This window comes from Phaeobacter sp. HS011 (assembly GCF_018101215.1).
Classification (GTDB): domain Bacteria; phylum Pseudomonadota; class Alphaproteobacteria; order Rhodobacterales; family Rhodobacteraceae; genus Phaeobacter; species Phaeobacter inhibens.
In genome coordinates this window covers 192801-215183 of record NZ_JAGEUF010000003.1, presented here as the reverse complement: position 1 = coordinate 215183, position 22383 = coordinate 192801, and the positions used below count along the sequence as shown (strand labels likewise).

Annotated in this window: 23 protein-coding genes; 10 read left to right on the top strand and 13 right to left on the bottom strand. The window is 62.0% G+C overall.

Annotated features, from left to right (window positions below; genetic code table 11):
* The first annotated feature begins 46 nt into the window (after positions 1-46).
* From speB (J4721_RS06985) to J4721_RS06975, 3 genes are read left to right on the top strand one after another with little or no spacing between them, the layout of a single operon-like run.
* Positions 47-1015: an agmatinase gene (gene speB, locus J4721_RS06985; RefSeq protein ID WP_211002413.1), complete on the top strand. Its 969-nt coding sequence runs from the start codon at positions 47-49 to the stop codon at positions 1013-1015.
* Positions 1008-1955, top strand: a complete 948-nt coding sequence (speB, locus tag J4721_RS06980; protein ID WP_014874977.1) for an agmatinase — start codon at positions 1008-1010, stop codon at positions 1953-1955. Before speB (J4721_RS06985) ends, speB (J4721_RS06980) begins: the two co-directional genes overlap by 8 nt.
* A gap of 44 nt (positions 1956-1999) precedes the next feature.
* Positions 2000-2422, top strand: coding sequence for a DUF1499 domain-containing protein (locus J4721_RS06975; RefSeq protein ID WP_014874976.1), 423 nt, complete (start codon positions 2000-2002; stop codon positions 2420-2422).
* A gap of 42 nt (positions 2423-2464) precedes the next feature.
* Here J4721_RS06975 and J4721_RS06970 read toward each other — a convergent pair whose 3' ends face one another.
* A complete protein-coding gene (locus J4721_RS06970; protein WP_102874092.1) occupies positions 2465-2863 on the bottom strand; it encodes a hypothetical protein in 399 nt (132 codons plus the stop codon).
* 62 nt (positions 2864-2925) lie between these two features.
* Here J4721_RS06970 and prfA point away from each other — a divergent pair, with 62 nt between their 5' ends.
* From prfA to J4721_RS06955, 3 genes are all read left to right on the top strand, one after another.
* A complete protein-coding gene (gene prfA, locus J4721_RS06965; protein ID WP_061047731.1) occupies positions 2926-3981 on the top strand; it encodes a peptide chain release factor 1 in 1056 nt (351 codons plus the stop codon).
* Positions 3978-4835, top strand: coding sequence for a peptide chain release factor N(5)-glutamine methyltransferase (gene prmC / locus J4721_RS06960; RefSeq protein ID WP_102883638.1), 858 nt, complete (start codon positions 3978-3980; stop codon positions 4833-4835). The genes prfA and prmC overlap by 4 nt, the downstream gene beginning before the upstream one ends.
* Before the next feature lie 224 nt (positions 4836-5059).
* Positions 5060-5779 (top strand): DUF4167 domain-containing protein, encoded by a 720-nt coding sequence (locus tag J4721_RS06955; protein ID WP_102854829.1) that lies wholly within the window; start codon positions 5060-5062, stop codon positions 5777-5779.
* A 141-nt stretch (positions 5780-5920) separates the two neighbouring features.
* Here J4721_RS06955 and rsmA read toward each other — a convergent pair whose 3' ends face one another.
* From rsmA to lptF, 6 genes are all read right to left on the bottom strand, one after another.
* Positions 5921-6766: a 16S rRNA (adenine(1518)-N(6)/adenine(1519)-N(6))-dimethyltransferase RsmA gene (rsmA, locus tag J4721_RS06950; protein WP_102914912.1), complete on the bottom strand. Its 846-nt coding sequence runs from the start codon at positions 6764-6766 to the stop codon at positions 5921-5923.
* Positions 6767-6889: 123 nt separating this feature from the next.
* Positions 6890-7867, bottom strand: a complete 978-nt coding sequence (gene pdxA, locus J4721_RS06945) for a 4-hydroxythreonine-4-phosphate dehydrogenase PdxA (protein ID WP_211002414.1) — start codon at positions 7865-7867, stop codon at positions 6890-6892.
* Positions 7864-9129, bottom strand: a complete 1266-nt coding sequence (locus J4721_RS06940) for a peptidylprolyl isomerase (RefSeq protein ID WP_027247116.1) — start codon at positions 9127-9129, stop codon at positions 7864-7866. Before J4721_RS06940 ends, pdxA begins: the two co-directional genes overlap by 4 nt.
* Entirely contained in the window at positions 9114-11303 is a 2190-nt protein-coding gene (locus J4721_RS06935; RefSeq protein ID WP_211002415.1) for an LPS-assembly protein LptD, read from the bottom strand. The genes J4721_RS06940 and J4721_RS06935 overlap by 16 nt, the downstream gene beginning before the upstream one ends.
* A gap of 1 nt (position 11304) precedes the next feature.
* On the bottom strand, positions 11305-12408 hold the full coding sequence (gene lptG / locus J4721_RS06930) for an LPS export ABC transporter permease LptG (protein WP_061047735.1): 1104 nt from the start codon (positions 12406-12408) through the stop codon (positions 11305-11307).
* A complete protein-coding gene (gene lptF / locus J4721_RS06925; protein ID WP_014874966.1) occupies positions 12405-13556 on the bottom strand; it encodes an LPS export ABC transporter permease LptF in 1152 nt (383 codons plus the stop codon). The genes lptG and lptF overlap by 4 nt, the downstream gene beginning before the upstream one ends.
* A 226-nt stretch (positions 13557-13782) precedes the next feature.
* Here lptF and J4721_RS06920 point away from each other — a divergent pair, with 226 nt between their 5' ends.
* On the top strand, positions 13783-15258 hold the full coding sequence (locus J4721_RS06920; protein WP_211002416.1) for a leucyl aminopeptidase: 1476 nt from the start codon (positions 13783-13785) through the stop codon (positions 15256-15258).
* A 20-nt stretch (positions 15259-15278) separates the two neighbouring features.
* Positions 15279-15743, top strand: coding sequence for a DNA polymerase III subunit chi (locus J4721_RS06915; RefSeq protein WP_014874964.1), 465 nt, complete (start codon positions 15279-15281; stop codon positions 15741-15743).
* 33 nt (positions 15744-15776) lie between these two features.
* On the opposite strand, the gene J4721_RS06910 is transcribed toward J4721_RS06915, so the two are convergent.
* The 3 genes from J4721_RS06910 to J4721_RS06900 form a co-directional block, all read right to left on the bottom strand.
* Positions 15777-16358 (bottom strand): TIGR02281 family clan AA aspartic protease, encoded by a 582-nt coding sequence (locus J4721_RS06910; protein WP_014874963.1) that lies wholly within the window; start codon positions 16356-16358, stop codon positions 15777-15779.
* 67 nt (positions 16359-16425) lie between these two features.
* Positions 16426-17046, bottom strand: a complete 621-nt coding sequence (locus J4721_RS06905) for a MarC family protein (protein WP_014874962.1) — start codon at positions 17044-17046, stop codon at positions 16426-16428.
* Complete coding sequence (locus J4721_RS06900; protein ID WP_027247123.1) at positions 17046-18899, bottom strand: ABC-F family ATP-binding cassette domain-containing protein; 1854 nt, start codon at positions 18897-18899, stop codon at positions 17046-17048. The genes J4721_RS06905 and J4721_RS06900 overlap by 1 nt, the downstream gene beginning before the upstream one ends.
* A gap of 243 nt (positions 18900-19142) precedes the next feature.
* Here J4721_RS06900 and ndk point away from each other — a divergent pair, with 243 nt between their 5' ends.
* On the top strand, positions 19143-19565 hold the full coding sequence (ndk, locus tag J4721_RS06895) for a nucleoside-diphosphate kinase (protein WP_014874960.1): 423 nt from the start codon (positions 19143-19145) through the stop codon (positions 19563-19565).
* 104 nt (positions 19566-19669) lie between these two features.
* On the opposite strand, the gene J4721_RS06890 is transcribed toward ndk, so the two are convergent.
* The 3 genes from J4721_RS06890 to J4721_RS06880 all read right to left on the bottom strand — a co-directional run bounded on the left by J4721_RS06890 (position 19670) and on the right by J4721_RS06880 (position 20756).
* Entirely contained in the window at positions 19670-20194 is a 525-nt protein-coding gene (locus J4721_RS06890) for a DUF4112 domain-containing protein (RefSeq protein ID WP_211002417.1), read from the bottom strand.
* The gene (locus J4721_RS06885) at positions 20187-20357 is read right to left on the bottom strand and encodes a YqaE/Pmp3 family membrane protein (RefSeq protein ID WP_014874958.1); all 171 of its coding nucleotides are present in this window, start codon (positions 20355-20357) and stop codon (positions 20187-20189) included. The genes J4721_RS06890 and J4721_RS06885 overlap by 8 nt, the downstream gene beginning before the upstream one ends.
* A 69-nt stretch (positions 20358-20426) precedes the next feature.
* Positions 20427-20756: a TfoX/Sxy family protein gene (locus tag J4721_RS06880; protein ID WP_102914920.1), complete on the bottom strand. Its 330-nt coding sequence runs from the start codon at positions 20754-20756 to the stop codon at positions 20427-20429.
* A gap of 239 nt (positions 20757-20995) precedes the next feature.
* Between J4721_RS06880 and J4721_RS06875 the strand changes: the two genes are divergently transcribed.
* Entirely contained in the window at positions 20996-22345 is a 1350-nt protein-coding gene (locus tag J4721_RS06875; RefSeq protein ID WP_211002418.1) for an alginate biosynthesis protein, read from the top strand.
* The last annotated feature ends 38 nt before the right edge of the window (positions 22346-22383 follow it).

Here is a 22383-nt window from a genome sequence, read left to right as displayed (position 1 = left end):
ACCCGCTATTTGATCAAACAGCAGGTGCATCACAAGGAGGCGCAGAATGGCGCTAGAAGACGCAAAGCACATGATCGATCACGCCTTTACACGTGAGGATATGAAAGGTCTCAGCTTTGAGATCACCTTTGGTGGGGCGACCTCTTTCCTGCGACGCAAATATACCAAGGATCTGACTGGGGTGGATATCGCGGTTACGGGCGTGCCGTTTGATCAGGCGGTGACCAATCGGCCCGGAACACGGCTGGGCCCCCGCGCCATCCGCGAGGCGTCTTGTTTGCAAAGCCCGGACGAACCCTATGGCTGGCCACATAAACCGCTGAGCACACTGGCCATTGCCGATTATGGTGATCTGGCTTTTGATCACGCGGATGTTCCGGCGTTTCCGGCGGCGTTGACGGATCATATTCGCGGTATTCTGGCGACCGAGACGGCCTCGGTCGTCTTGGGTGGAGATCATTATATCAGCTTTCCGATCCTCAAGGCCTATGCCGAGAAATACGGTCCGATCTCGCTGTTGCAGTTTGATGCGCATACCGACACCTGGGCCGACGACAACATGGACCGGATCGACCATGGGACCATGTTCTATAAGGCCGTGAAAATGGGTCTCGTGGATCCGAAAACATCCGTTCAGGTCGGGATCCGCACCACCAATGACGACACGCTGGGTGTGAACATCATCGACGCGCCGACCGTGCATGAGATCGGCCCGGTTGAGACCGCGCAACGGATCAAGGCGATCCTTGGCGACCGGCCGACTTATCTGACCTTCGATATTGACTGTCTTGATCCAGCCTATGCTCCGGGCACCGGCACGCCGGTTTGGGGCGGGGTGACCTCGGCGCAGGCGTCGCGCATCCTGCGCGAGATTGCAGGCATCAATATCAAAGGTGGCGACGTGGTGGAGGTTTCCCCTCCGTTTGACACCACCGGCGCCACCGCCATCGCAGGCGCCCATGTGGCGACCGAAATTATCTGCCTTCTTGGCTGGAATATGAGAGACAATGACTGACTTCAATCAACCGATCAGCGGCAATGATCTGGCGCGGTTTTCCGGTCCGAACACCTTTATGCGGCTGCCGCAGGCCACCTCGCTGGACGGGCTGGACGTAGCCATTCTGGGCGTGCCGATGGATATCGGCACCTCCTGGCGCTCCGGCACCCGTTTTGGCCCCAAGCAGATCCGCGCCGAAAGCGCGATGATCCGCCCTTACAATATGACCTCTGGCGCGGCGCCGTTCGACAGCCTGAACATTGGCGATATCGGCGATCTGGCGATCAATACATTTTCGCTGCCCGACAGCCTGCGCATCATTCAGGAAAGCTACAGCGCCATTCTGGCCAGTGATGTGACCCCGGTTGCGATGGGCGGCGACCATTCGATCACCTTGCCGATCCTGCGCGCTGTTGCCGAAAAATACGGCCCCGTCGCCTTGGTCCATGTCGATGCCCATGCGGATGTGAACGACGATATGTTCGGCGAGCGCGAAACCCATGGCACCGTGTTTCGTCGCGCCTATGAGGAGGGTCTGATTGTCGCCGACAAGACCTATCAGATCGGGCTTCGTGGCACCGGCTACGGCGCCGATGATTTCAAGGAGGCGCAGCGCTGGGGCTTCCAGCACTTCCCAGCCAGCGAATTGTGGAACCGCTCCCTGCACGGCATGGGTGCGGAAATTCGTCGCGATATCGGCAATAGGCCGGTCTATGTCTCCTATGATATTGATAGTCTTGACCCGGCTTATGCGCCGGGCACCGGCACGCCGGAAATCGGCGGGCTGACAACGCCGCAGGCACTGGAGTTGATCCGGGCCTTGCGGGGGCTGAACATTGTGGGTTGCGACATGGTCGAAGTGTCGCCGCCTTATGACACATCGGGCAATACGGCACTGACAGCGGCCAACCTGCTGTATGAGCTGCTCTGTGTGCTGCCGGGTGTGACAACAAAATAAGGCAGGCTGTCCAGTGGCAGCTGCCACGAGGGAGAGCGGACCATATGGGTCGAGTGATGATATTTGTCTGGTTGAGCATTGCGGCACTTGTCGTGGTGCTCGGCTTTATCCGGCTGGCGCCCAGCGACCCGCTGGACTGGAACACGCAGCCGGAGTTCAGCGAGGACAAGACCTTTCGCGGGGGCGTGTTTCGGGTGCTGCGCAGCGGCGAGGACGGGCTCGAGCGGTTTCACGCGGTCGCCAGCAACGCACCGCGCACCCGTGTTCTGGCAGGCTCGGTCGAGGATGCGATGGTTACCTATGTGACCCGCACCCGGTTTCTGGGATTTCCCGATTACACCACGGCGCGGCAGCATGGCGAATTGCTGAAGGTCTATGCGCGGCTGCGTTTTGGCCGCTCTGATCTGGGCGCGAATAACGACCGGATCAACAGTTGGATCGCGCAGATGGAGCCCGCGCCGCAATAGTTCGCGGGCAGGGGTAGGTCGGCAAAGCGATTGTCAGCAGGGTCAGATCCGGGGCAGGGGGGCGGTCGCAACCGACAGGCCGGGTGCCGGATCGGCCTCAGCTGCAAGGCAACCTTTCTGCACCTCGCGCCACATCGGCACATTCAGCGACATCTGGCATTGCGCTGTGAACATGCGCCCATCAACCTGAAGGCAGATAAATTCACCCAGTTCGATCCGGCTGCCGCTCTTGTCGGTGCAATAGCAGTCGATCGTGCGCCCGTTCGGGGCGGTAACATCTGCTTGGACCGTGGTCGCGGCAGCATAAGACAGCAGCACAAGACCAAGAAGCCGCATCAGCTGCCGACCCTCGGGCACAACAGTGTGTTCCGGGGGAGTAACGGCAAGGGCGCAGCGCTGCAGGCGGCCCGTTCCCACGATATGAGGACTGGCATGTTGCATGACCCTAGCATATCACAAGGGCAGCTTTCCGCCAAAGACAGATCAACACGGACATTGCACGCATGATCCCCGAAGACCGCCTTGAACAGATTTTGCAACGGTTCCAGTATCTTGAGGCCGCAATGGCCGAGGGTGTTGCCGGTGCGGATATCGCGGCTTTGGCCAAGGAATATTCCGATCTGCGCCCGGTTGCGGAGCAGATCACCGCCTATCGCCGATTGCTCTCCGATCTGGAGGAGGCCGAACAGATGCTGGCTGATCCCGATATGGCGGAACTTGCCGAAGAGGAGCTGCCGCAGCTGCGCGCCGCCCTGCCTGAGGCGGAACACGCGCTGCAACTGGCGCTTCTGCCCCGCGATGAAGCGGACGCGCGCCCGGCGATGCTGGAAATCCGCCCCGGCACCGGCGGCGATGAGGCGGCCCTTTTTGCCGGTGATCTCTTGCGCATGTATCAGCGCTACGCCGAGGCACGGGGCTGGGGGTTTGAGATCATTGAAGAGCAGACCACCGAATTGGGCGGGCTGAAAGAAGTGGTGGCCCATGTGAAGGGCGAAAACGTCTTTGCCCGGCTGAAGTATGAATCCGGTGTCCACCGCGTGCAACGGGTGCCCGTGACAGAATCCGGGGGCCGCATTCACACCTCCGCTGCCACCGTCGCCGTGTTGCCCGAGGCGGAAGATGTGGATCTGCGCATTGATCCCGGCGATCTGCGGATCGACACCATGCGGGCCTCCGGCGCGGGCGGTCAGCATGTGAACACCACCGATTCTGCCGTGCGGATCACCCATATCCCGACCGGCATCATCGTTGTCAGCTCTGAGAAATCCCAGCACCGCAACCGCGAGATTGCCATGCAGGTGATGCGGACGCGGCTCTATGATCTGGAACGGCAGCGGATTGACAGCGAACGCTCAGCGGATCGCGCAAGTCAGGTTGGTTCCGGGGATCGCTCCGAACGGATCCGCACCTATAACTTTCCGCAGGGGCGGATGTCGGATCACCGCATCAATCTGACGCTCTATAAACTGGATCAGATCATGCAGGGCGATCTGGATGAAATCATCGACGCGCTGACGGCGGATGATCAGGCGCGGCTTCTGGCCGAGATGGGCCAATGAACGCGCCGCAGACAGCCGCGCAGGCGATGGCTGCAGCTGCGGCCCGACTGCGCGCGGCTGGCGTTCCGGATCCCGCGCGCGATGCCCGTGTCCTGCTGGCCCACGCCGCCCGGATTGAGGCCAGCCGTGTGACGTTGATCGCACCCGAAGATCTGGCGCCGGAGATTGCCGAACGCTATGAGCAGCTGATTGCCCTGCGCGCCATCCGGGTCCCGGTCTCGCATCTGATCGGCGAGCGGGAATTCTACGGGCGACGGTTCAAGGTCTCTGGCGATGTGCTGGATCCGCGCCCGGAAACCGAATGCCTGATCGAGGCGGCACTGGCCGAACCCTTCTCGCGGGTTCTGGACCTTGGCCTCGGATCCGGGTGCATTCTGGTCACCCTGCTGGCAGAGCAGGCCGACGCAACCGGTGTCGGCGTGGACCTGAGCGAGGCCGCTTGTCTGCAGGCTAGCGCCAATGCGGTGCTGCACAGGGTCGAGCCGCGCGCCGAAGTCCTGCAATCAGACTGGTTTTCGGCGGTGGAAGGCCAATTTGATCTGATCGTTTCCAACCCGCCCTATATTGCGCTGGATGAAATGTCCGACCTGTCAGATGAAGTGCGCGGGCATGAGCCTGAGATGGCGCTGACCGATGGTGGCGACGGGCTTGCGGCCTATCGCGTCATCGCGGCGGAGCTTGGCGGCTATCTGGCGCCGCAGGGGCGGGTGTTTTTGGAAATCGGCCCGACACAAGGCGCCGCCGTGAGCGATCTTCTGTTGTCGGCAGGGCTAAAAGAGGTCCGTATCATCCAGGATCTCGATGGGCGCGATCGGGTGGTTTGTGGCCGCGGCTGTGGCGAAAACACCTCCTAAATTCGTGAAAATGGCCAGAATTCGCAGTTTCGTAAGAAAAAGCACGGATAATGGCGCCTAACCCCTTGTCTGAACGGGCGTAACATGATTACTCAAAGAGGTCGCCTTCGGGCGAGGTCAAGAATACCTCCCGGCGACATCAAGCCCAAAATGGTCGATGATCCGGCGCAGAGGCGCGCCGATATGGGTCCACGACAAATACAATCAAGGCTGACGTTAGGCATATGAGATCGTCCAAATCACGTTCGCGTTCCAAGTCGAACCGGAATCGCCCAGCAGGCGCTAATGTTGTCAACCGTGTGTTCGACAGCTCTGGCCCTGAGGGTAAGGTTCGCGGAACGCCGCAACAGATCATCGATAAATACAACCAACTGGCGCGCGATGCCCAGTTGAGCAATGATCGTGTTGCCACCGAGAATTTCCAACAGCACGCCGAACATTACCTGCGCATGCTGAATGAAGCCCAACGCGAAATCGATGCGCGCCGTGAAGAGCAGGAGCGGCAAAACCGCGAGCGCCAGGCAGAGCGTGATCGGGAACGCGCCGAGCGGCTGGAGCGTCAGGAGCGCGAGGCGGGCAGCCGCAGCGATGATCCGGCAGCAGCCCCTCAGCCAGAAGTCATGGACCCGCGCGACAGCAACGGTGACAGCGGTCTGGTGGAAACCCCCGAGAGCCGCGATCAGGCCGCAGCGGAGGGTGACAGCAAGCCGCAAAAGCCTCAGGCCCGCAAACCGCGCAGCCGCAAGCCCAAGGCAGAGGGCGGCAAGGCTGAAGGTGGAAAAGCAGACGAGTCCAAAGGCGACGACACTGCAGAAACTGCAAGCACGCAGAGCGCGCCAACAGACGCAGGCGAGGCTGCCCCGGCACCGGAGCGCAAACCTGCGCCTCGTCGCAAGCCGAAGCCGAAACCCTCGGCCGAGGATGCGCCTGAGGCCGCAGAATAACGCAGTGCGCATGGCCGCATTGCATGAGACAAAGAAAAACCCCCGGCCTGAGATCAGGCCGGGGGTTTTTCTTTTTGATCATCTGTTCTGCTTGCCGATCAGCAGCACCGCGGCCAGCTGTTTAGCCCAGCCTATTAATCCCTAGTCCAGAGGCTTCAGGCTGCGGGCCAGAGCACAGAAGGCCTCCAGCCCGACCTGCTCGGCGCGCTCGGTTGGCGGAATACCAACGGTATTCAGGTGATCCTCGATATCGGGGCTGACGCTCTTGAGGCTGGCGCGCAGCATCTTGCGGCGCTGGTTGAAGGCTGCTGCCACCACCTTGTTCAGGGTTCCGGCATCTGCCGGATAGCGGGGCGCCTCAAGCGCTTTCAGATGCACCACCGCGCTATGGACCTTGGGCGGCGGGCTGAAGGCTTCGGGCGGCAGCGACAGTACGATACGGGCATCCGCGCGCCATTGCGCCAGCAGCGCCAATCGCCCATAGGCCTTGCTGCCCGGCACGGCCACGATCCGCTCCGCGACCTCACGCTGGAACATCAGGGTCAGGCTTTGCCAGAACGGCGGCCAGGCCTTCGGCGTCAGCCAGCGCACCAGCAGCTCGGTGCCGACGTTGTAGGGCAGATTGGCGGCGATGCGGATCGGCGGTGTCAGATGGGTAAGGGGGTTCACCTCCAGCGCGTCGCCCTCGATCACTTGCAACCGTCCGGGATAGGCGTCGGAAATCTCCGCCAGCGCGGGAATGCAGCGACTGTCCTTCTCCACCGCCAATACGCGGCGCGCACCCTCCGCCAGCAGACCACGGGTCAGACCACCGGGGCCTGGGCCGATTTCCAGCACATCACATTCGCTGAGATCGCCGGCCTGCCGAGCGATTTTCGCGGTCAAGTTCAGATCCAGAAGAAAGTTCTGGCCCAGCGATTTGCGCGCCAGAAGCTGGTGAGTCTCGATCACCTCACGCAGGGGAGGAAGGGAGTCGATAGCGCTCATATCATCGGTACCTTGGGACGGGACGCAGCGGGCTGCGCCAGAGTGTTCATGCCTCCGGCGGGGATATTTCCGGCCAGAAGAAGTTGCAAGGGCCAGTGTTCAGTCTGCGGGCCGCGCGCCGGGTCAACTGCACGCCATGGACTGTGCCAGCCGCAGCGCCTCGATCAGGCTGGAGGGGTTGGCAATGCCCTGTCCAGCGATATCGCAGGCAGTGCCGTGATCCGGCGAGGTGCGGATAAAGGGCAACCCCAGCGTGACATTGACGCCGCGGTCGAAATCCAGCGTCTTGATCGGGATCAGCGCCTGATCGTGATACATGCAGATCGCCGCGTCGTAGCGGGCGCGGGCCGCCGCATGGAACATCGTGTCGGCAGGGTGCGGCCCAGAGAGCGTATAGGCGCCGCCCTGCATATCGGCAATCAGCGCGCGCATCCAATCCAGTTCTTCGCGGCCCATGGCGCCCTCTTCGCCGGCATGGGGATTTAGGCCTGCAATTGCGATCCGGGGGTGCGCCAGGCCAAACTGATCGCGCAGCCCCTGGGCGGTGATTTCGATCGTGGCCCGCAGGCGCTCGGCGGTTAGCGCCTTTGGCACCTCCGCGAGGGCAATATGGATGGTGGCAGGCACCACCCGCAGCGCCGGGCTGGCCAGCATCATCACCACATTCTGAACATTGCCGAGATGGGCAAGGAATTCGGTATGGCCGGGGAAGGGAAACTGTGCCCCATCCATCAGCGCCTTCTTGTGAATCGGCGCGGTACAGAGCGCGCTGGCCTCACCGGATTGCACCAGCGCGACACCGGCCTCAATGGCGCGAATGACACCGGCGGCATTGTCGGGGTTGAGCTGTCCGGGCACTGTTGGGGCGGCAAAGTCGACCCGCAGCACAGGCATAGCGCTGGCACTGACATCGACGGCCTCAGCGGCATTGTCGATCTCTTGCCAGTCTGTTCCCGTGGGCAGGTGTCGCGGGTCGCCCAACCAAAGGAACGGGCAACTGTCACGCAAGTCCTGCCAGGCCTTCACCGCCAGTTCCGGGCCAATGCCCGCCGGTTCCCCACAGCTGAGCGCGATGGGCAAGGGGCGGGCAGGGCGGCTCATTCGTCGCTGATCCGCGCGTCAGCTTTCAACTGCTCCAGCAGACTGTCGGCAAAAGCCCCCAGCCGCTGCTGGGTCAGCGCGTTGCCGACGCTTTCGCGGCTGGCTTCGGCGTTCACCTCTGCGGTGCGGCCACACAGCATCAGCAGCATCAGGGTCTGGCCATTGTTGCGGGTCAGCGCCAGCGAGGTCTCATTGGGATCCAGTTTGGCCAGTTCAATGGCAATATCCTGCGGGATCTCCGCAGGGGCCAGCGTTTCACGGTCCAGCACAGACGGATCCTGATCCTTGGCCACGCCGTAAAGATCGTCACAGGTGTCGATGGCGTTTGCAACCTTGGTGCCTGCGGCCAGCGCCTCGGGGGTGCGGCCTCCGGGCAGGTAGTAGGCCGCGTATTCTATGGCGGCGTAGCTGGGCGCTGCACCGCTGGTTTCGCGCAGATCACGCAACTGAAACAGGGCGACGGCCCCATCCAGCGGCAGCGGGGCGGTCACCTCGCCCGGGCGCAGGCCCAGAACCACCTGTTGCAACTGCGGCGGCAGGTTGGTCAGCGGCATCCAGGGCAGTCGACCGCCACTCTGCCGGGTGGCCGTTGCGGAATATTGCTGTGCTGCCTGAGAGAAGGCGCCGGTGGTGGTGATCCGGCTCACCTGTTGGGCGATTTCCTCAACCTGGGCTGCGTTCTGCGCGTTGATCGGCATGATCAGCTCAGACAGAAGCACCTCAACCCCGCCAGAGCCGGCCAGCCCCATGGCGCGGTCGATCTCTTCCTCGCTGGGGCGGGCCTGTGCCAGATAGCGAGCGGCAACATATTCGCGCCATGCGATGCCCACACGGGTGAAATCCCGCAGGGTTTCAGGTGCCACGCCGTTCTGACCCAGCACATTCAGGAATTCCTGCAGGCTGAGATTGGCACGCCCGGCCAGCTCGGTCATGCCTTCGACGATCTCTTCTTCCGTCGGTTCAATCCCGGCCTGCGCCAGCACATCCAGCTTCAGCCGGTCGAGGATCAGATCCTCGCGGGCCTTTTTCTGCGGATCGCCTGGATCGCGCAGCAGCGTCAGGAAGCGGGCGCGCTGCTGCAGCTCATAATTGGTGACCACTGCGTCGTTTACCGTCACAGCCGGGGCAAACAGCCCCTGCGCCGCCGCAGGCGCCGGGCCAAACATGACCGCCGTTGCCAAGGCAATGGCTGCTGCGCTCTGGGTCAGGCGCTGAACGAAGGGGGCCGAATCTTGGGGCCGGAAACTCAGGTGTTTTTGCATGATCGCCTGTACTTCTTGCTGCCGCTGTCCACGGAAAACCCGTTTAACGCGATGGTAAAGCCGAAATCCGTTGTCGGCTCAACACTTGTTGTCGATGTATAGCGCCGGTTGACCGAAAGATCGACCGTCACGCATTCATTGGAATAGACCAGTCCCAGCCCGGCGCGGGTGGCGCGGGCATCTGAGATGTCGTAGCGTAAACTGGCGCTGGCGGTCCAGCCGGGGGTGACCTCATAGGCGCCGTCGAACCAGAGTTCGGAGACCTCTTCGGAACGACCTTCGGCAGGGTCGGTCCCCAGCCACATATAGGTGCCGGTCAGGCGGCTGCGGTCAGTCATCCAGTCGCCGCGCACCTCTGCCTTGGAGAAGTTGAAAGACCCGTTGAGCAGCCCGCGCGTGGTGATCGCAAGGTCGTCGTTCAGCTTCAGCTGCGCGGCCATCAACAGGTCGGAGGAGGTGCCGCCAAGGCCGGAACTCTTGGTAAACCGGCCATCGTCGCTGTCGCGGAACACCTGACCGATGGTGGCAGAGGCCTGCCAGCCACTGGGCGAGAACCGCGCCCAGTTCAGACCGTAGACAACGGTGACCCCGTCTTCGCGCGCATCCGTGGCCGGAAACCGTGAGAGTTCCAGTAGGTTGCCGCGATCAAACTCGACAAAATTGCTCTCGTCGTTAGGCACGGCCGTATCACCGGTATCGGTCCAGCCGATTTGCAGAATCGGTTCCAGATATTGTGTTGCGCCGGATTGTTCGCGCCGGGTCATCGGCAGCCGGAAGGTCAGAGCGCTGCGCGGGCTGAAGCGCGAGGTCTTATTGGCAAATACGCTATCATCATAAACCGCGAAAGCATCCGCCGCCGCCCCCAGTGACCATTCCGCGACCAGACCGCTGCCAAAGCGCCAGCTACGCTGCCAATCCACGTCGAAGGTCGCCCGGCCAACATCCCGCCCGCCCGGATCGGTCAGGTTGCCCTTGATGTCCGAGGTCCGGTTGTGGCCATGGGTTTCCAGTGACAGCCGTAGCTCGCCGCCGATCTGGGTCGGAAAGAACCGCTTCTCATAGTAGAGGTTGCCGATGGAGGAGGGGATCAGATCCTGGTTTTCACTATCCCGCAGGGTCTTGTAGGAAATGGCGCTGGCGCGGAACAGGCTGTCGCGCTGCACTTTGGACACCACCACCTCAGAGCGCAGCCGGTCCAGATCGCGCAGGCCATAGTCCACCAGATAGGCGTCATCCGACACGGTCTTGAGGTCAAAGCGCAGCTTGAACTCATTGCGCAGGTCAAATGTCCCTTCGGCAAAGACATAGCCACGATCCTCACCCCGGTAGAGCTCATCGCGGGTATAAGCGCCGTTGATCTCGATCTCACCGCGCCGGAACGCCTGCCGATAGCGCATATCCAATGTCCGGGTGCGTGACGACAGATAGGGCGATAGCGTCAGATCGCGGTGGGGGCCGATGGTCAGAAAATACGGCACCTTCACCCCGGTGCCGAGGTTCGAGGTGGTGCGGATTGACGGGATCAGAAAACCGTTGGCGCGCTCCAGCGTCGGGTCGGGCAGGCGGATGCCGGGAAAATAAAAGATCGGCGTATCCAGCACCCGCAGCTGGGCATTCTCAAGATAGAGCTGGCGCTCCTGTTGGTCGTGGGTGATCCGCTCGGCCCGGATCTGCCAAAGTGGCGGCCGCCCATCGTTGCAAACGTGACAGGAGGTGACAGCGGTTTTGTACAGCTGGGTGTAACGCCCGCCGACCCGTGTCATCTGCAGCGAGGCCAGTTGCAGCTGCTGCTGGAACACCATTCGCGCGCCCACCAGCAGACCGTTGCGCAGGTCGCGGTCCAATTCGGCGGCATCCGCCAGAATGGTGATATCGCCGCCTTCGTCGATGCGGATAGGGCCCTCGATTTGCAAGGCGCCCTGCGTCTGGTCAAAGGTGATCTTTCGCGCCGTCAACCTGATGTCGCCCTGAAACGCCTCGACATTGCCCTCTGCCACCAGCGTGCGGTCCGGGGTGATAAACAGCTGATCGGCCACAAGGATGGCCGGGGCCTGCGGTGATTGTGCGCTGGCAGAACCCAGAGGCGCGCTCTGGGCGTGGGCCACATCGGTCGTGGCCAGCTGGGCAACCGCCAGCCAAGGCAAAACCGTCGAAAGCAACAGGGCGCGGCGCATGTTATCCGTCCTCGGCATGTAAGAGTAACCCCATCGTCAGCAGGATTGCGGCCACCGGCGGTGCCCAGCCGGCCAGCGCCACGGGGATCTGACCATTCTCCCCCAGGATCTGCGCGAAATTGCGCAGGAAATAAAGCCCAAACCCCAGCAGCACAGCTGTCAGCACCGCCAGTCCCGTGCCGCCAAACCGCGCATGGCGCATGGTGAAGGCCGCGCCGACAAGCGCCATGGCGATCAGGAACAGGGGCCGCGCCAGTTCGACCTGCAACCAGACCTCATAGCGTTTGGTGGAAAAGCCCGCCTCCGAGAGTTCGCGAATGGTGGCGGGCAGATCGTAGACTGAGATCCCCGTCGCAGTGCCCAGCGTGTCGCGGATCCGTTCCGAGGTCAGCGTGGTCGACAGGCGCAGGGTGGAGTGGCGTTCGGCATTGGTCTCCGGGTTTACCCCCACGATTAGCGGCCAGACCTTAGCCTTGGTCAGAACCCAGTCACCGCCATCCAGCGCGGCTTCTTCCGCCAGCGTCTGACGGATCGGGCGGCCTTCCGGCCCGTAGGACAGGATCGTCACATCATAAAGCGTGATATCGTCGGTATCGCCGCTGTAGCCGGTGGCATGAATGACCGATTGCCCCTGCGCGCCGCCCTGACGCAGCCACAGCCCCTCACCGGTGAGGGATAGCGCCGCCGGGCCGCCGTTGCGATAGGTCTCCGCCAGGTCGCGGTAGCGGTTGGAGGTCGCCGCCACAATCGGGTTCAACGTGCTGACCGCCAGCACACCGATCAGTGCTGCCAACAGGACAGGTGCCGCCAGCGCCCGGATGCCGGAGCGGCCAATTGCGCGGGTCACCACCAATTCGCTGCTGCGGGCAAGGCCGATGAACAGCACGATGGTGGTCAGGATCATGATCAGCGGCAGAAATTCACTCAGCGCGGCGGGCGTGTTCAGCAACGTCAGGCCAAACAACTGGCCCAGCGACAGATCCTGAGCCTCAAACCGGCGAATTTGCTCGTTCAGGTCAATCAGCATCACAAGGGTCAACAGAACCCCGCAAATCACTGCAAACCATTGAAGAAACCGGCGCGCATAATAGAAATCAAGGGTCATGTCGCGCGCTCCCTGCGGTTCTGGCGGCTGTGACGGCCACGCGCCAGGATCGGACCCAGCGGCTTCGCCGCCAGTTGCAGGAAGACCAGCCCGACCAGCAGCCCGATCAGGGTTGGTATGTAGATCAACGGCCAGAGTTCTGCGTTCTGCAACACCGGTTCCGACACCACGCCGCGCAGCCCCTCGACAAAGATCAGCAGGACAAAGGCCAGCAAGGCCTGCCGCCAGACCCCAAAGCGCGAGAACCCGCCCAGCATCAGCGCCGCAAACCCGATCAGCACAACCGCCACACAGACCAGCGCCCGCGCAAACCGAAGGTGCAATTCCTCTGCCAGCGCACCCGCACTGTAGGGACCATCGGCAACCAGCTTGGCCCGGTCGCCCAGCAATTCCAGGCTGGGAATGGCACGGATATTGCGGGTTTTCTCTTCAGCTTTGTTGGCAAGGCTGCTGATATCATAGGAGAAGTCGGAGAATATGGTGGAGGAAAGCCGCTGCGTTTCCGTATTGATACGCTGTGACATGCCATCGACCATCACCAGGTGGGTCCTCTCGCCGTCGCGCACCAGATAGGCCTTGCCCCCGGTGTAGGTCACACTTTCGGCAGCGTTGCGGCGGTCAGATAGGAACACGTCATTCAGGGTGCCATCGGGATCTATCCGCCCGATGTAAAAGGTCACGCCCCGCGCCGGATGCAGGAAATCGCCCTCACTCAACAACTTGGCGGTCACATTGCGGGCAACTTCGGATTCGCGCTGCTCCAGCGTGGCAATCGAGGCCGGCAGCAGCACATGGGTCAGGATCGACATCATTACCGCCGTGATGAGGCCAAAGACCAGCGCCGGTTTCGCCATCTGCCAGGGACTGGTGCCGGTGGCCCGCAGCACCGTCAGCTCACTCTCACTGTTGAGCCGGTTGGTCACCCAGACCGAGGCGGCAAAGGCCGCGACCGGTAGCACCATACGCACCAGATTCGGCAGCGCGAGCGCGGTAAATTCGAGAAAAACCAGAGCCGACTGTCCGTCACCTATCAACCGGTCAAACAGCACTACAGCGCGGTTGATCCAGAACACGGCCACCAGAATCAAGGCAAAGAACCCGAAGAACAGCAGGTATTGGGACAGCACATATCTGTCGTATCGTGACACGCGATCCCCCCAGATCCTACTGCCCTTGTTTTGAGGTGACCTTAGAGGATTTGTTTGCCGGGGAAAACTGCATTCTGAGCACGGGCGACAGTCGGCTGGTGATCGCAGAACCAGCCATGCCTTGTACTAGGGTCGTACGTCCAAAACACATCTGTCTCTAGTCATCGTCGCACAGGCAGGCTACCTGTTGGTGATTGAGGAATTGACCCTGACAGGAGCCCCGAATATGCGTCCGCTGATCCCTACACGTTTTGTCGAATTTGATCCCAAGACCCTCTCCGATATCGAGGGCCGTGTGGTGGTACAGATCACCCCCGAAGGGACATTGGGGCAGGCGGCACGCACCGCAAACCGGCTGACCAAAGGCGCGCTGGCGCGTCTTGTTGAGGCCAAAAGCTTTGAGAAGGCCAAATCCGGCGATGTCATCTCACTGGCCTGGCCCGCAGGCATGAAGGCCGAAGCGCTGGATATCCTCGTTACCCCGCGCAAGATTAGCCCCATTGAGGCGCGCAAGGCCGGTGCCAAGCTGGCCGCGCGCAGCGGTGGTAAGACCATCACGGTGATGGCGGGGTCCATGCCCCGCGCGGCAGATCTGGCGCTAGGGATGGCGCTGCGGGATTACCGCTTTGATGATCATAAAACCGGTGACAAGCCCGCGTCTGAGGCTGAAGTGGTCATCGCCCATAAATCCCCCACCGATATCGCGGCCAGCTATGGCCCGCTGGCAGCCGTGGCCGAGGGCGTGCATATGACCCGCGATCTGGTCAATGAACCAGCCAACGTCTTGACCACCACTGAATTTGCTAACCGTCTTGCAGAGATGGAGAGCCTCGGGCTCAAGGTTGAGGTGCTGGAAGAGGACCAGTTGGAAGAGTTGGGCATGCGGACGCTGCTCTCGGTCGGGCAGGGCTCTGACAGCCCTTCCAAGGTGGTGGTGATGCAGTGGAACGGGGGCGAAGATGATGCCGCCCCGCTGGCACTGGTCGGCAAGGGCGTGGTGTTCGACACCGGCGGCATCTCGCTGAAACCTGCCGCTGGCATGGAAGATATGACCATGGATATGGGCGGTGCCGGCGTTGTGGCGGGCACCATGCGCGCACTGGCCCTGCGTAAGGCCAAGGCCAATGTGGTGGGTCTTGTCGGGCTGGTGGAAAACATGCCGTCTGGCAATGCCACCCGTCCGGGTGACGTCATCAAATCGATGAAGGGCGACACCGTTGAGGTGATCAACACCGACGCCGAGGGGCGTTTGGTGCTCTGTGATGTGATGTGGTACGCGCAGGAGCGGTTCAAACCTGCGGGTATGATCGACCTCGCCACCCTGACCGGCGCGATCATCATCGGCCTTGGCCATGAAAATGCTGGTGTGTTCTCCAACGACGATGCACTCTGCAATGCCTTCCTCAAGGCCGCCGATGCCGAGGGCGAGGGCGCGTGGCGCCTGCCATTGGGCAAGGCGTATGATGATCTGCTGAAATCGCGCATCGCGGATATGAAGAACATCGGTGGCCGCGCCGCTGGGTCCATCACCGCAGCCCAGTTCCTGCAGCGCTTTGTTCAGGACGACACCCCATGGATCCATCTTGATATCGCCGGTGTGGCGTCCGTCAAAACTGATACTGATTATGCGCCCAAAGGCGCCACCGGCTGGGGCGTCATGGCGCTGAGCCGCTTGGTGCAGAACATGTTTGAAGCGGACTGAGGCAGGCTGAGACACAGACCATGGGGGCGGCCTATTTCTATCACCTGACCCGGCGGTCTCTTGAAGAGACGCTGCCGGTTCTCCTCGACAAGGCGCTTGGCGCCGGGTGGCGCATTGTTGTGCGCGGGGTAGACCTGCCGCGGATCACGCGGTTGGACGAACGCTTGTGGCTGGGGGCGGAGGATCAGTTCCTGCCCCATGGTCTGGTCGGCGGCCCCCATGACGCGCTTCAGCCTGTCCTGCTCAGTCATGAGACCACGCCGGTGCCTGGCACAAGCTGCCTGATGACGGTGGATGGCGCGGAGGTCACGGCGGAAGAGGTGACGGCGCTGGAGCGTGTCTGCATCCTGTTTGACGGCACCAACCCGGACGCGGTGGCGCGCGCACGGGTGCAGTGGAAATCCCTCACCGATGCGGGGTGCTCAGCGCAATATTGGTCCGAAGAGAGCGGGCGCTGGGAGAAAAAGGCCGAGAAAGCCACCTAAGGCACCAACCCGCGCAGGGCGGCGGCGCTGGCTTCAGCGGGTCAGGATCAGCGATCCGTTGCGGATCTCGATACTGGACCAGCGTTGCAGATAATCCATGCCCAGTAGCGATTGATCCATCTGCCCCTCGTTCACTGACAAGCTGATGTTGCGGTCTGTGATGCCGCCCAGTGACATGCTGTCCACCTTGGCCAAGGCGGTGCGCACCTCGCCATTGGCGGTCCGTGCGCGTCCCAGATAGGCCAGATCATCGGGGTTCAGGCCAACCCGTCGGGCATCTTCATCGTTCAGCACCACGGCGCTGGCGCCGGTATCGACCAGAAACTGCACCGGCACGTCATTCACATCCACGGTCAGGTAATAATGCCCGTCGCGCGCGCGGGGCACATCGACGCGGCCCGCGTCGCGCATCACCACCTGCTGCGGTTGAACCGTACTGCGGATATCTTCCCACAGGCCATAGCCGGCAATCACCCCAAGAAAGATGAACGCCCAGATCGCCAGCTGTTGCACGGTCTTGCCCAGCCCCTGCCGGTTCTGCACGAACACCCAGGAGCCAACCGCGACCAGCAGCAGCACCAGATATATCAGCCGTGGGGTTTCGATGCCGTCCAACTTGCTTCTCCTGCGCTATTCGGGCTTCACCGCCTAATATGGGAAGGAAATCACCTGTTACGAGGGGTTACCCCCCGGCAAAGCCAAAGGCCCGCAGACCGTCCAGCACAAACTGCACCGACAGCGCCGCCAGCAGCATCCCCAAGAGGCGGGTCACGACGGTAATGCCTGTCTTACCCAACAGTCGCTCAAACAGGCCCGAGAACAGGCACATGATCAGCAGGATACCCAGCACCGCAAAGACGACACCCATCACCATGGCAAACCCGGCAAAACCCGGCTGTTGGCCGGTCAGTAGGATCACCGTGGCGATGGAGCCGGGACCGGCAATCAGCGGGATGGCCAGCGGAAATACCGATGGGTCGTCGAAGTCATCTTCTTCGCTGCGGTCCTCGCGCCGCTTGTTGCGGCGTTCAAACAGCATGTCGAGGGCGGTCAGGAACAACAGAACGCCGCCCGCGATGCGGAATGCTGCCATGGAAATCCCGGCAAACCCCAGCACCGCCTCACCAAAGGCAGCAAACACCGCCAGCAACACGGCGGCGGTCACGGTCGAGCGCAGGGCAATCGCCCGGCGCTGCGCCGGTGTCATACCCTGCGTCAGCGCCAGAAAGATGGGGGTCAGGCCAATCGGATCCACGATCACGAACAGCGTGACAAAGGAGGTGATCAGAAAGGCGGTGTCCATCACAGGGCCTCCGCTTTCTCAAGCTTCTCCACCGCCTTCAACCACAGATCCTCTGCCCGGTCCTGCGCTTCCATCACTTCCGCGTATTTGCGTTGCCAGACCACGGCCTCATCCTTCCGCTCTTCGTCATAGAGGGCCGGATCGGCCAGCTTCTTGGCCAGTTTGTCACGCATTTCACTGACCTTCTCCAGCCGTGCCTCACCTTTGCGGACCTCGGCCCGCAACGCAAGCAGCGCATCGCGCGACGGGCGTTTGGGCTTTTCGGCTTTGGTCTTGGATTTGCCCGCCGGTTTGTCGCGCGTCAGCAGCAGATCACGATAGGAGGGCAGATCGCCCTCATAGGGTTTCACCGTGCCGCCGGAGACCAGCCACAACCGGTCCGCCACAAGGCTCAGCAGGTGCATATCGTGGCTGACCAGAATGACCGCACCAGAATAGGCGGTCAGGGCCTCCACCAGCGCCTCGCGGCTTTCGATGTCCAGGTGGTTGGTCGGCTCATCGAGGATCAGGAGGTGCGGCGCGGGCAGGGTGGCCAGCAGCAGCGACAGACGCGCCTTTTGCCCACCGGACAGCCGCCCCACCTCGGTATCGGCCTGATCCGACCCGAGACCAAAACCCGCCAGCCGCGCGCGCAAACGGGCCTGTCCCTCATTGGGGCGCTCGCGTTGCAGATGCTGCAACGGGGTTTCGTCAATATGCAGCTCATCCACCTGATGCTGCGCAAAAAAGCCGATCCGCAGCTTGCTGGACTGGGTCATCTTGCCGGTCATTACACCCAGACGCCCAGACAGCATCTTGGACAGAGTGGATTTGCCCTCGCCGTTCTTGCCAAGCAGCGCGATGCGGTCGTCCTGATCAATGCGCAGGTCCAGACGGCTCAGGATTGTGGTGCCGTCATAGCCCACCGATGCGCCTTCGGTGGCGATGATCGGCGGCGAGAGTTCTTCGGGTTCGGGGAAGGTGAAGACCGTGCGCGCAGCGTCTTCGGGCGCGCGGATGGTTTCCATTTTCTCCAGCATCTTAACCCGGCTTTGCGCCTGTTTGGCCTTGCTGGCCTTGGCTTTGAAACGGTCCACAAAGGCCTGCAGATGGGCGCGGCGGGCGTCCTGTTTCTTGGCCTGAGCCGCCTGATTGGCGCGATTGGCGGCACGCTGACGGGCGAATTGATCGTAGTTGCCGGAATAATAGGTCAGGCCCAGCTCTTCGAGATGCAGGATGCCGTTCACTGACCGGTTCAGCAGCTCGCGGTCGTGGCTGATGATGATCACCGTGTGCGGGTATTTGACCAGGTAGGCCTCCAGCCACAACGCGCCTTCAAGGTCGAGATAGTTGGTCGGCTCATCGAGCAGCAATAGATCTGGTTGCGAAAACAGCACGGCGGCCAGTGCCACCCGCATCCGCCAGCCGCCGGAAAAGTCCGAACAGGGGCGCTGCTGCGCCTCATAGTCAAACCCCAGCCCCTTCAGGATCGAGGCGGCGCGCGCCTCCGCCGACCAAGCGTCGATATCGCTCAGCCGCGTCTGGATTTCGGCGATCCGATTGGGATCCTGTGCCGTCTCGGACTCGGCCAGCAGCTCTGCCCGCTCGGTGTCCGCCGCCAGAACCGTCTCGATCAGCGACACATCAGAGGCCGGTGCCTCCTGCGCCACGCCGCCGATCCGTGAGCGACTGGGCAGGGAAATGCTGCCGGATTCCAGCGACAGCTCATTGCGGATAAGGCGGAACAGGGTGGTCTTGCCGGTGCCGTTGCGGCCCACCAATCCGACCTTGTGGCCCGTGGGGATCGTGGCGCTGGCGCCATCGAAGAGAAGACGGCCTTCGACCGCATAGGAGATATCGCTGATACGTAACATGGCAGCGGTGTGACCCAGTGACCCGGTGCTGTCAATTGGCCTCAGGGCGTCCAATGGGCCAAAGCGCGCCGCGATACGTCTGAGCGGGCATATATGTCGCGACTTTGGCCTGCTGATGGCCCGCGCCGGGCAGCGGGAGTGCAACAACCCCCTTCCCATGAGGCGCAAGCCATGTTAGGCGGCGCGCGAAGTTTCCGGCCCCGGGAGGTCCTTTCCGCGGCCCAATATGCAGGAGTATGCCTAATGGCTCTGGAACGTACCTTTTCGATCATCAAACCCGATGCAACCCGCCGCAACCTGACCGGCAAGATCAACGCCAAGTTCGAAGACGCAGGTCTGCGCATCGTCGCACAAAAGCGCATCCACCTGACCAAAGCGCAAGCGGGCGAGTTCTACGCCGTACACGCTGAGCGTCCGTTCTACGATGAACTCTGCGAATTCATGGCATCCGCGCCGATCGTTGCTCAGGTTCTGGAAGGCGAAAACGCCATCGCGAAAAACCGCGAAGTTATGGGCGCCACCAACCCGGCCGACGCAGCTGCGGGCACCATCCGCGCTGAGTTCGCCGAATCCGTAGGCGAAAACTCCGTTCACGGCTCCGACGCACCGGAAACCGCAGCGGTTGAGATCGCATATTTCTTCTCCGGTCTGGAGCTGGTAGGCTAAGCCACCGCTGTTTCAGCATGAGAACATGAACAAAGGCCGCGCCGGAACATCCGGGGCGGCCTTTTTCGTAACGCGCCTCCGGGCGCGATCGTCCGTGATATCGGTCAGCTATGACGCAGCCGTGCATCAGCTGGGCTGCTCGTGGATTCCCTGCCGCCGTGGCCGTGCAGGCGTTGCGGCAGATTACGGGCGGCCTTCAATGTCCTGCGGGTTGGGGCGTTGATATGCTCGAACCCCCTGCGGGCGAGCCGTTTGGCCAAGGGCTCGCCCGCCATCGTCTTTTTTTCGAGATGCCGCCTCAGGATGGCAACGTTGCGCAGATTGGCCTTCCAGCCGATGTCGAACAGGTCACCCACCAGGGGGATCGTACCGATCACCGCGTCGACGCCGATATTGCCAACCATCCGCGCTAGCGTGCCGGTTGAGGCGCCCATGCGGTAGCCGGACAGCACAATGTATCCCGCAGGCGCCAGCGCCAGCGCATCGCCGACGCCCGGCACAAGTCCAAGGATGCTGTCCCAGCCGACCCGCGCACCCAGAACAGGCAGGCGAAAGGCGCGGTCCATGTCATGCGCCAACCGCTCAAGCGACTGTAGGCGCTCCTCATGCGGGGTGTCGACATTAGGCATGCTGGGGCTCCCGTGCGATGACCCAGACGGCGTGGACGATGCCGGGGATATAGCCGAGCAGGGTCAGCAGGATATTCAGCCAGAAGTGCTTGCCCAGACCGACCTGAAGAAAAACGCCCAGCGGCGGCAGAATGACGGCGGCGATAATACGAATAAGATCCATGATAGCTCTCCCAAAGCGTTGGTTGCTGTTACAGATACAACTCGCAAAGCTCGGGAATGGTTCCCGTTCTCACCGCCGCTCGATCACCCCGATCTCATTGAGGGCGCGCTCGAATTCAGACCTGCCGGCATCAAAGCTGCCAGCTTTCAGCGCATCAAATCGTTTGCGCAGGGCCGCTTTCTCTGCGCCTTTGCAATCGTTCCAGGGTCGCCCCTGCAGGGCCATCACCAGAACGTAATAGCCGATGAAATGCGGCCGGTTGCCCGCTTCCAGCAGTCGGGTATAGGCCGCATCCGCCCCCAGCGTGCGCAGCGTTTCGGCAGAGGGGATGCCCGCCTTGGTACAGGCCGCCTCAAAGGCGGGGCCAAGATTGCGGATGGAGGAAACAGGCGTGGACATACCGGGAACATATCCGCCAAAAGCGCTGCTGTCACGGTAGGATTTTAGGGAAATTTGAACCACTTCTATGATGAATTGCACAGAGGTCGAACGCTAAGGTTGTGCAGGTGCTATCCTTTTTCGCGCCCAGAAACACCCACTGGATAGAAGATCGTGATCGCTGAAACCCCTAATGTGAAATCAACACGCCCGCTCTGGGTCATCCCAGAACCGCCAGGATACACCGAAAGGACTGCAGCATGATCTTCCCTATCGTTCTCGCCGGAGCCACAGATGCCGATATTGCCAGCAGCGCAGATATGGTGCCGATGCATTTTGAAGACGCCGCCGGCGTCGAGAGCCGCTTTCAGACCGTCCTGTCGGCCATTGCCGCACCTGAATTTCACGCTCCGACGGTGCTGACCAGCGACACCTTTGCCGAGGTGGCATACACCCAGTTGGAGGCCACAGGCATCACCGGCCAGCTGCTGCTTGAACCCGGAGCCACCAAAACCGCTGCAGGTGTGATCGCGGCTCTGCATAGCCTGCGGGCTTCGGCTGACAGCCTTGTTCTGATCCTGCCTGCGGATCAGGATTTTGATGACGCCAACCAGCTTCAGGATGCGCTGGCTCAGGGGGTTCTGGCGGCACAGCAGGGCGATATTGTGATGCTGGGGGTGCAGACGGATCGTGCCTGCCGCAGCCATGGCTATATCGAATGTACGCAGAGCCTGACCGCAGAGGCTGCAACCCCGGTGAGCAAGTTCCTCGATCAGCGCAGCCCAACCTTTGATGGCTGGCGTGAGCAGCCTGCCGCAAAGCTCTGGAATACTGGCATTTATCTTGCCCGGCTCGACACGCTGCTGGCGGTCTACAAGAAGCACGCTGCCCGGATCCTGATGCCCAGCAGGACGGCGGTTGCCCGGGGCCTGCAGGTGAATGGCATCCTGACTCTGGATCCCGAAAGCTATCGCCGGTCCCGTGGCAGCTCCTTTGAAAATGCGGTTCTGCGCCACCTTGATGGTCTTTCGGTTGTGGAACTGGATGCAGGCTGGAATGAACTCGACGCTTGGCAGGTTGAGCCTGAGGTCGCCAGCGATGCCGAATGGGAGGCTTGGCTGTCCGGTAGCGTCTCGGGTGAGGCTGGCTGGTGCAAAACCCTGCCACATAGCCGCAAGGCGCCTGCAGAAGGCCAGACCGCAACCCTGCACGAGAGCAACGATGCGGCGACTTTGGCCAGCTGGTACGGCGATCAGCTGCGCGAAGGGGGCGCCCGCACCGCCAAGCAAGGCACCATGGAGAGCTGGGGTCACAGCGAGACCCTCGATATGGGCGCGCAGCACATCGTCAAACATCTGACTGTGTTGCCCGGACAAAGCCTGCCGCTTTCTGTGGCTACGCTGGGCACCCATTGGCGGGTGGTCGAAGGCTCCGCAATGGTTTCGTCGCAGGAGCGGGTGCAGATGGTCTGGCGGGATCAAAGCCTGACCAGCGGCGGCGAAATCCAGCAGATCGACAATATCGGCATTCGCCCTCTGCACCTGATCGAAGTGGCGCCGACCCGCAGCATCCGGATGGCAGAACGCAGGGTCCTGTCCGGCGTTGCTTAGGGGCCCCGCCGGAACACCGGTTGACCACCACCGACAAG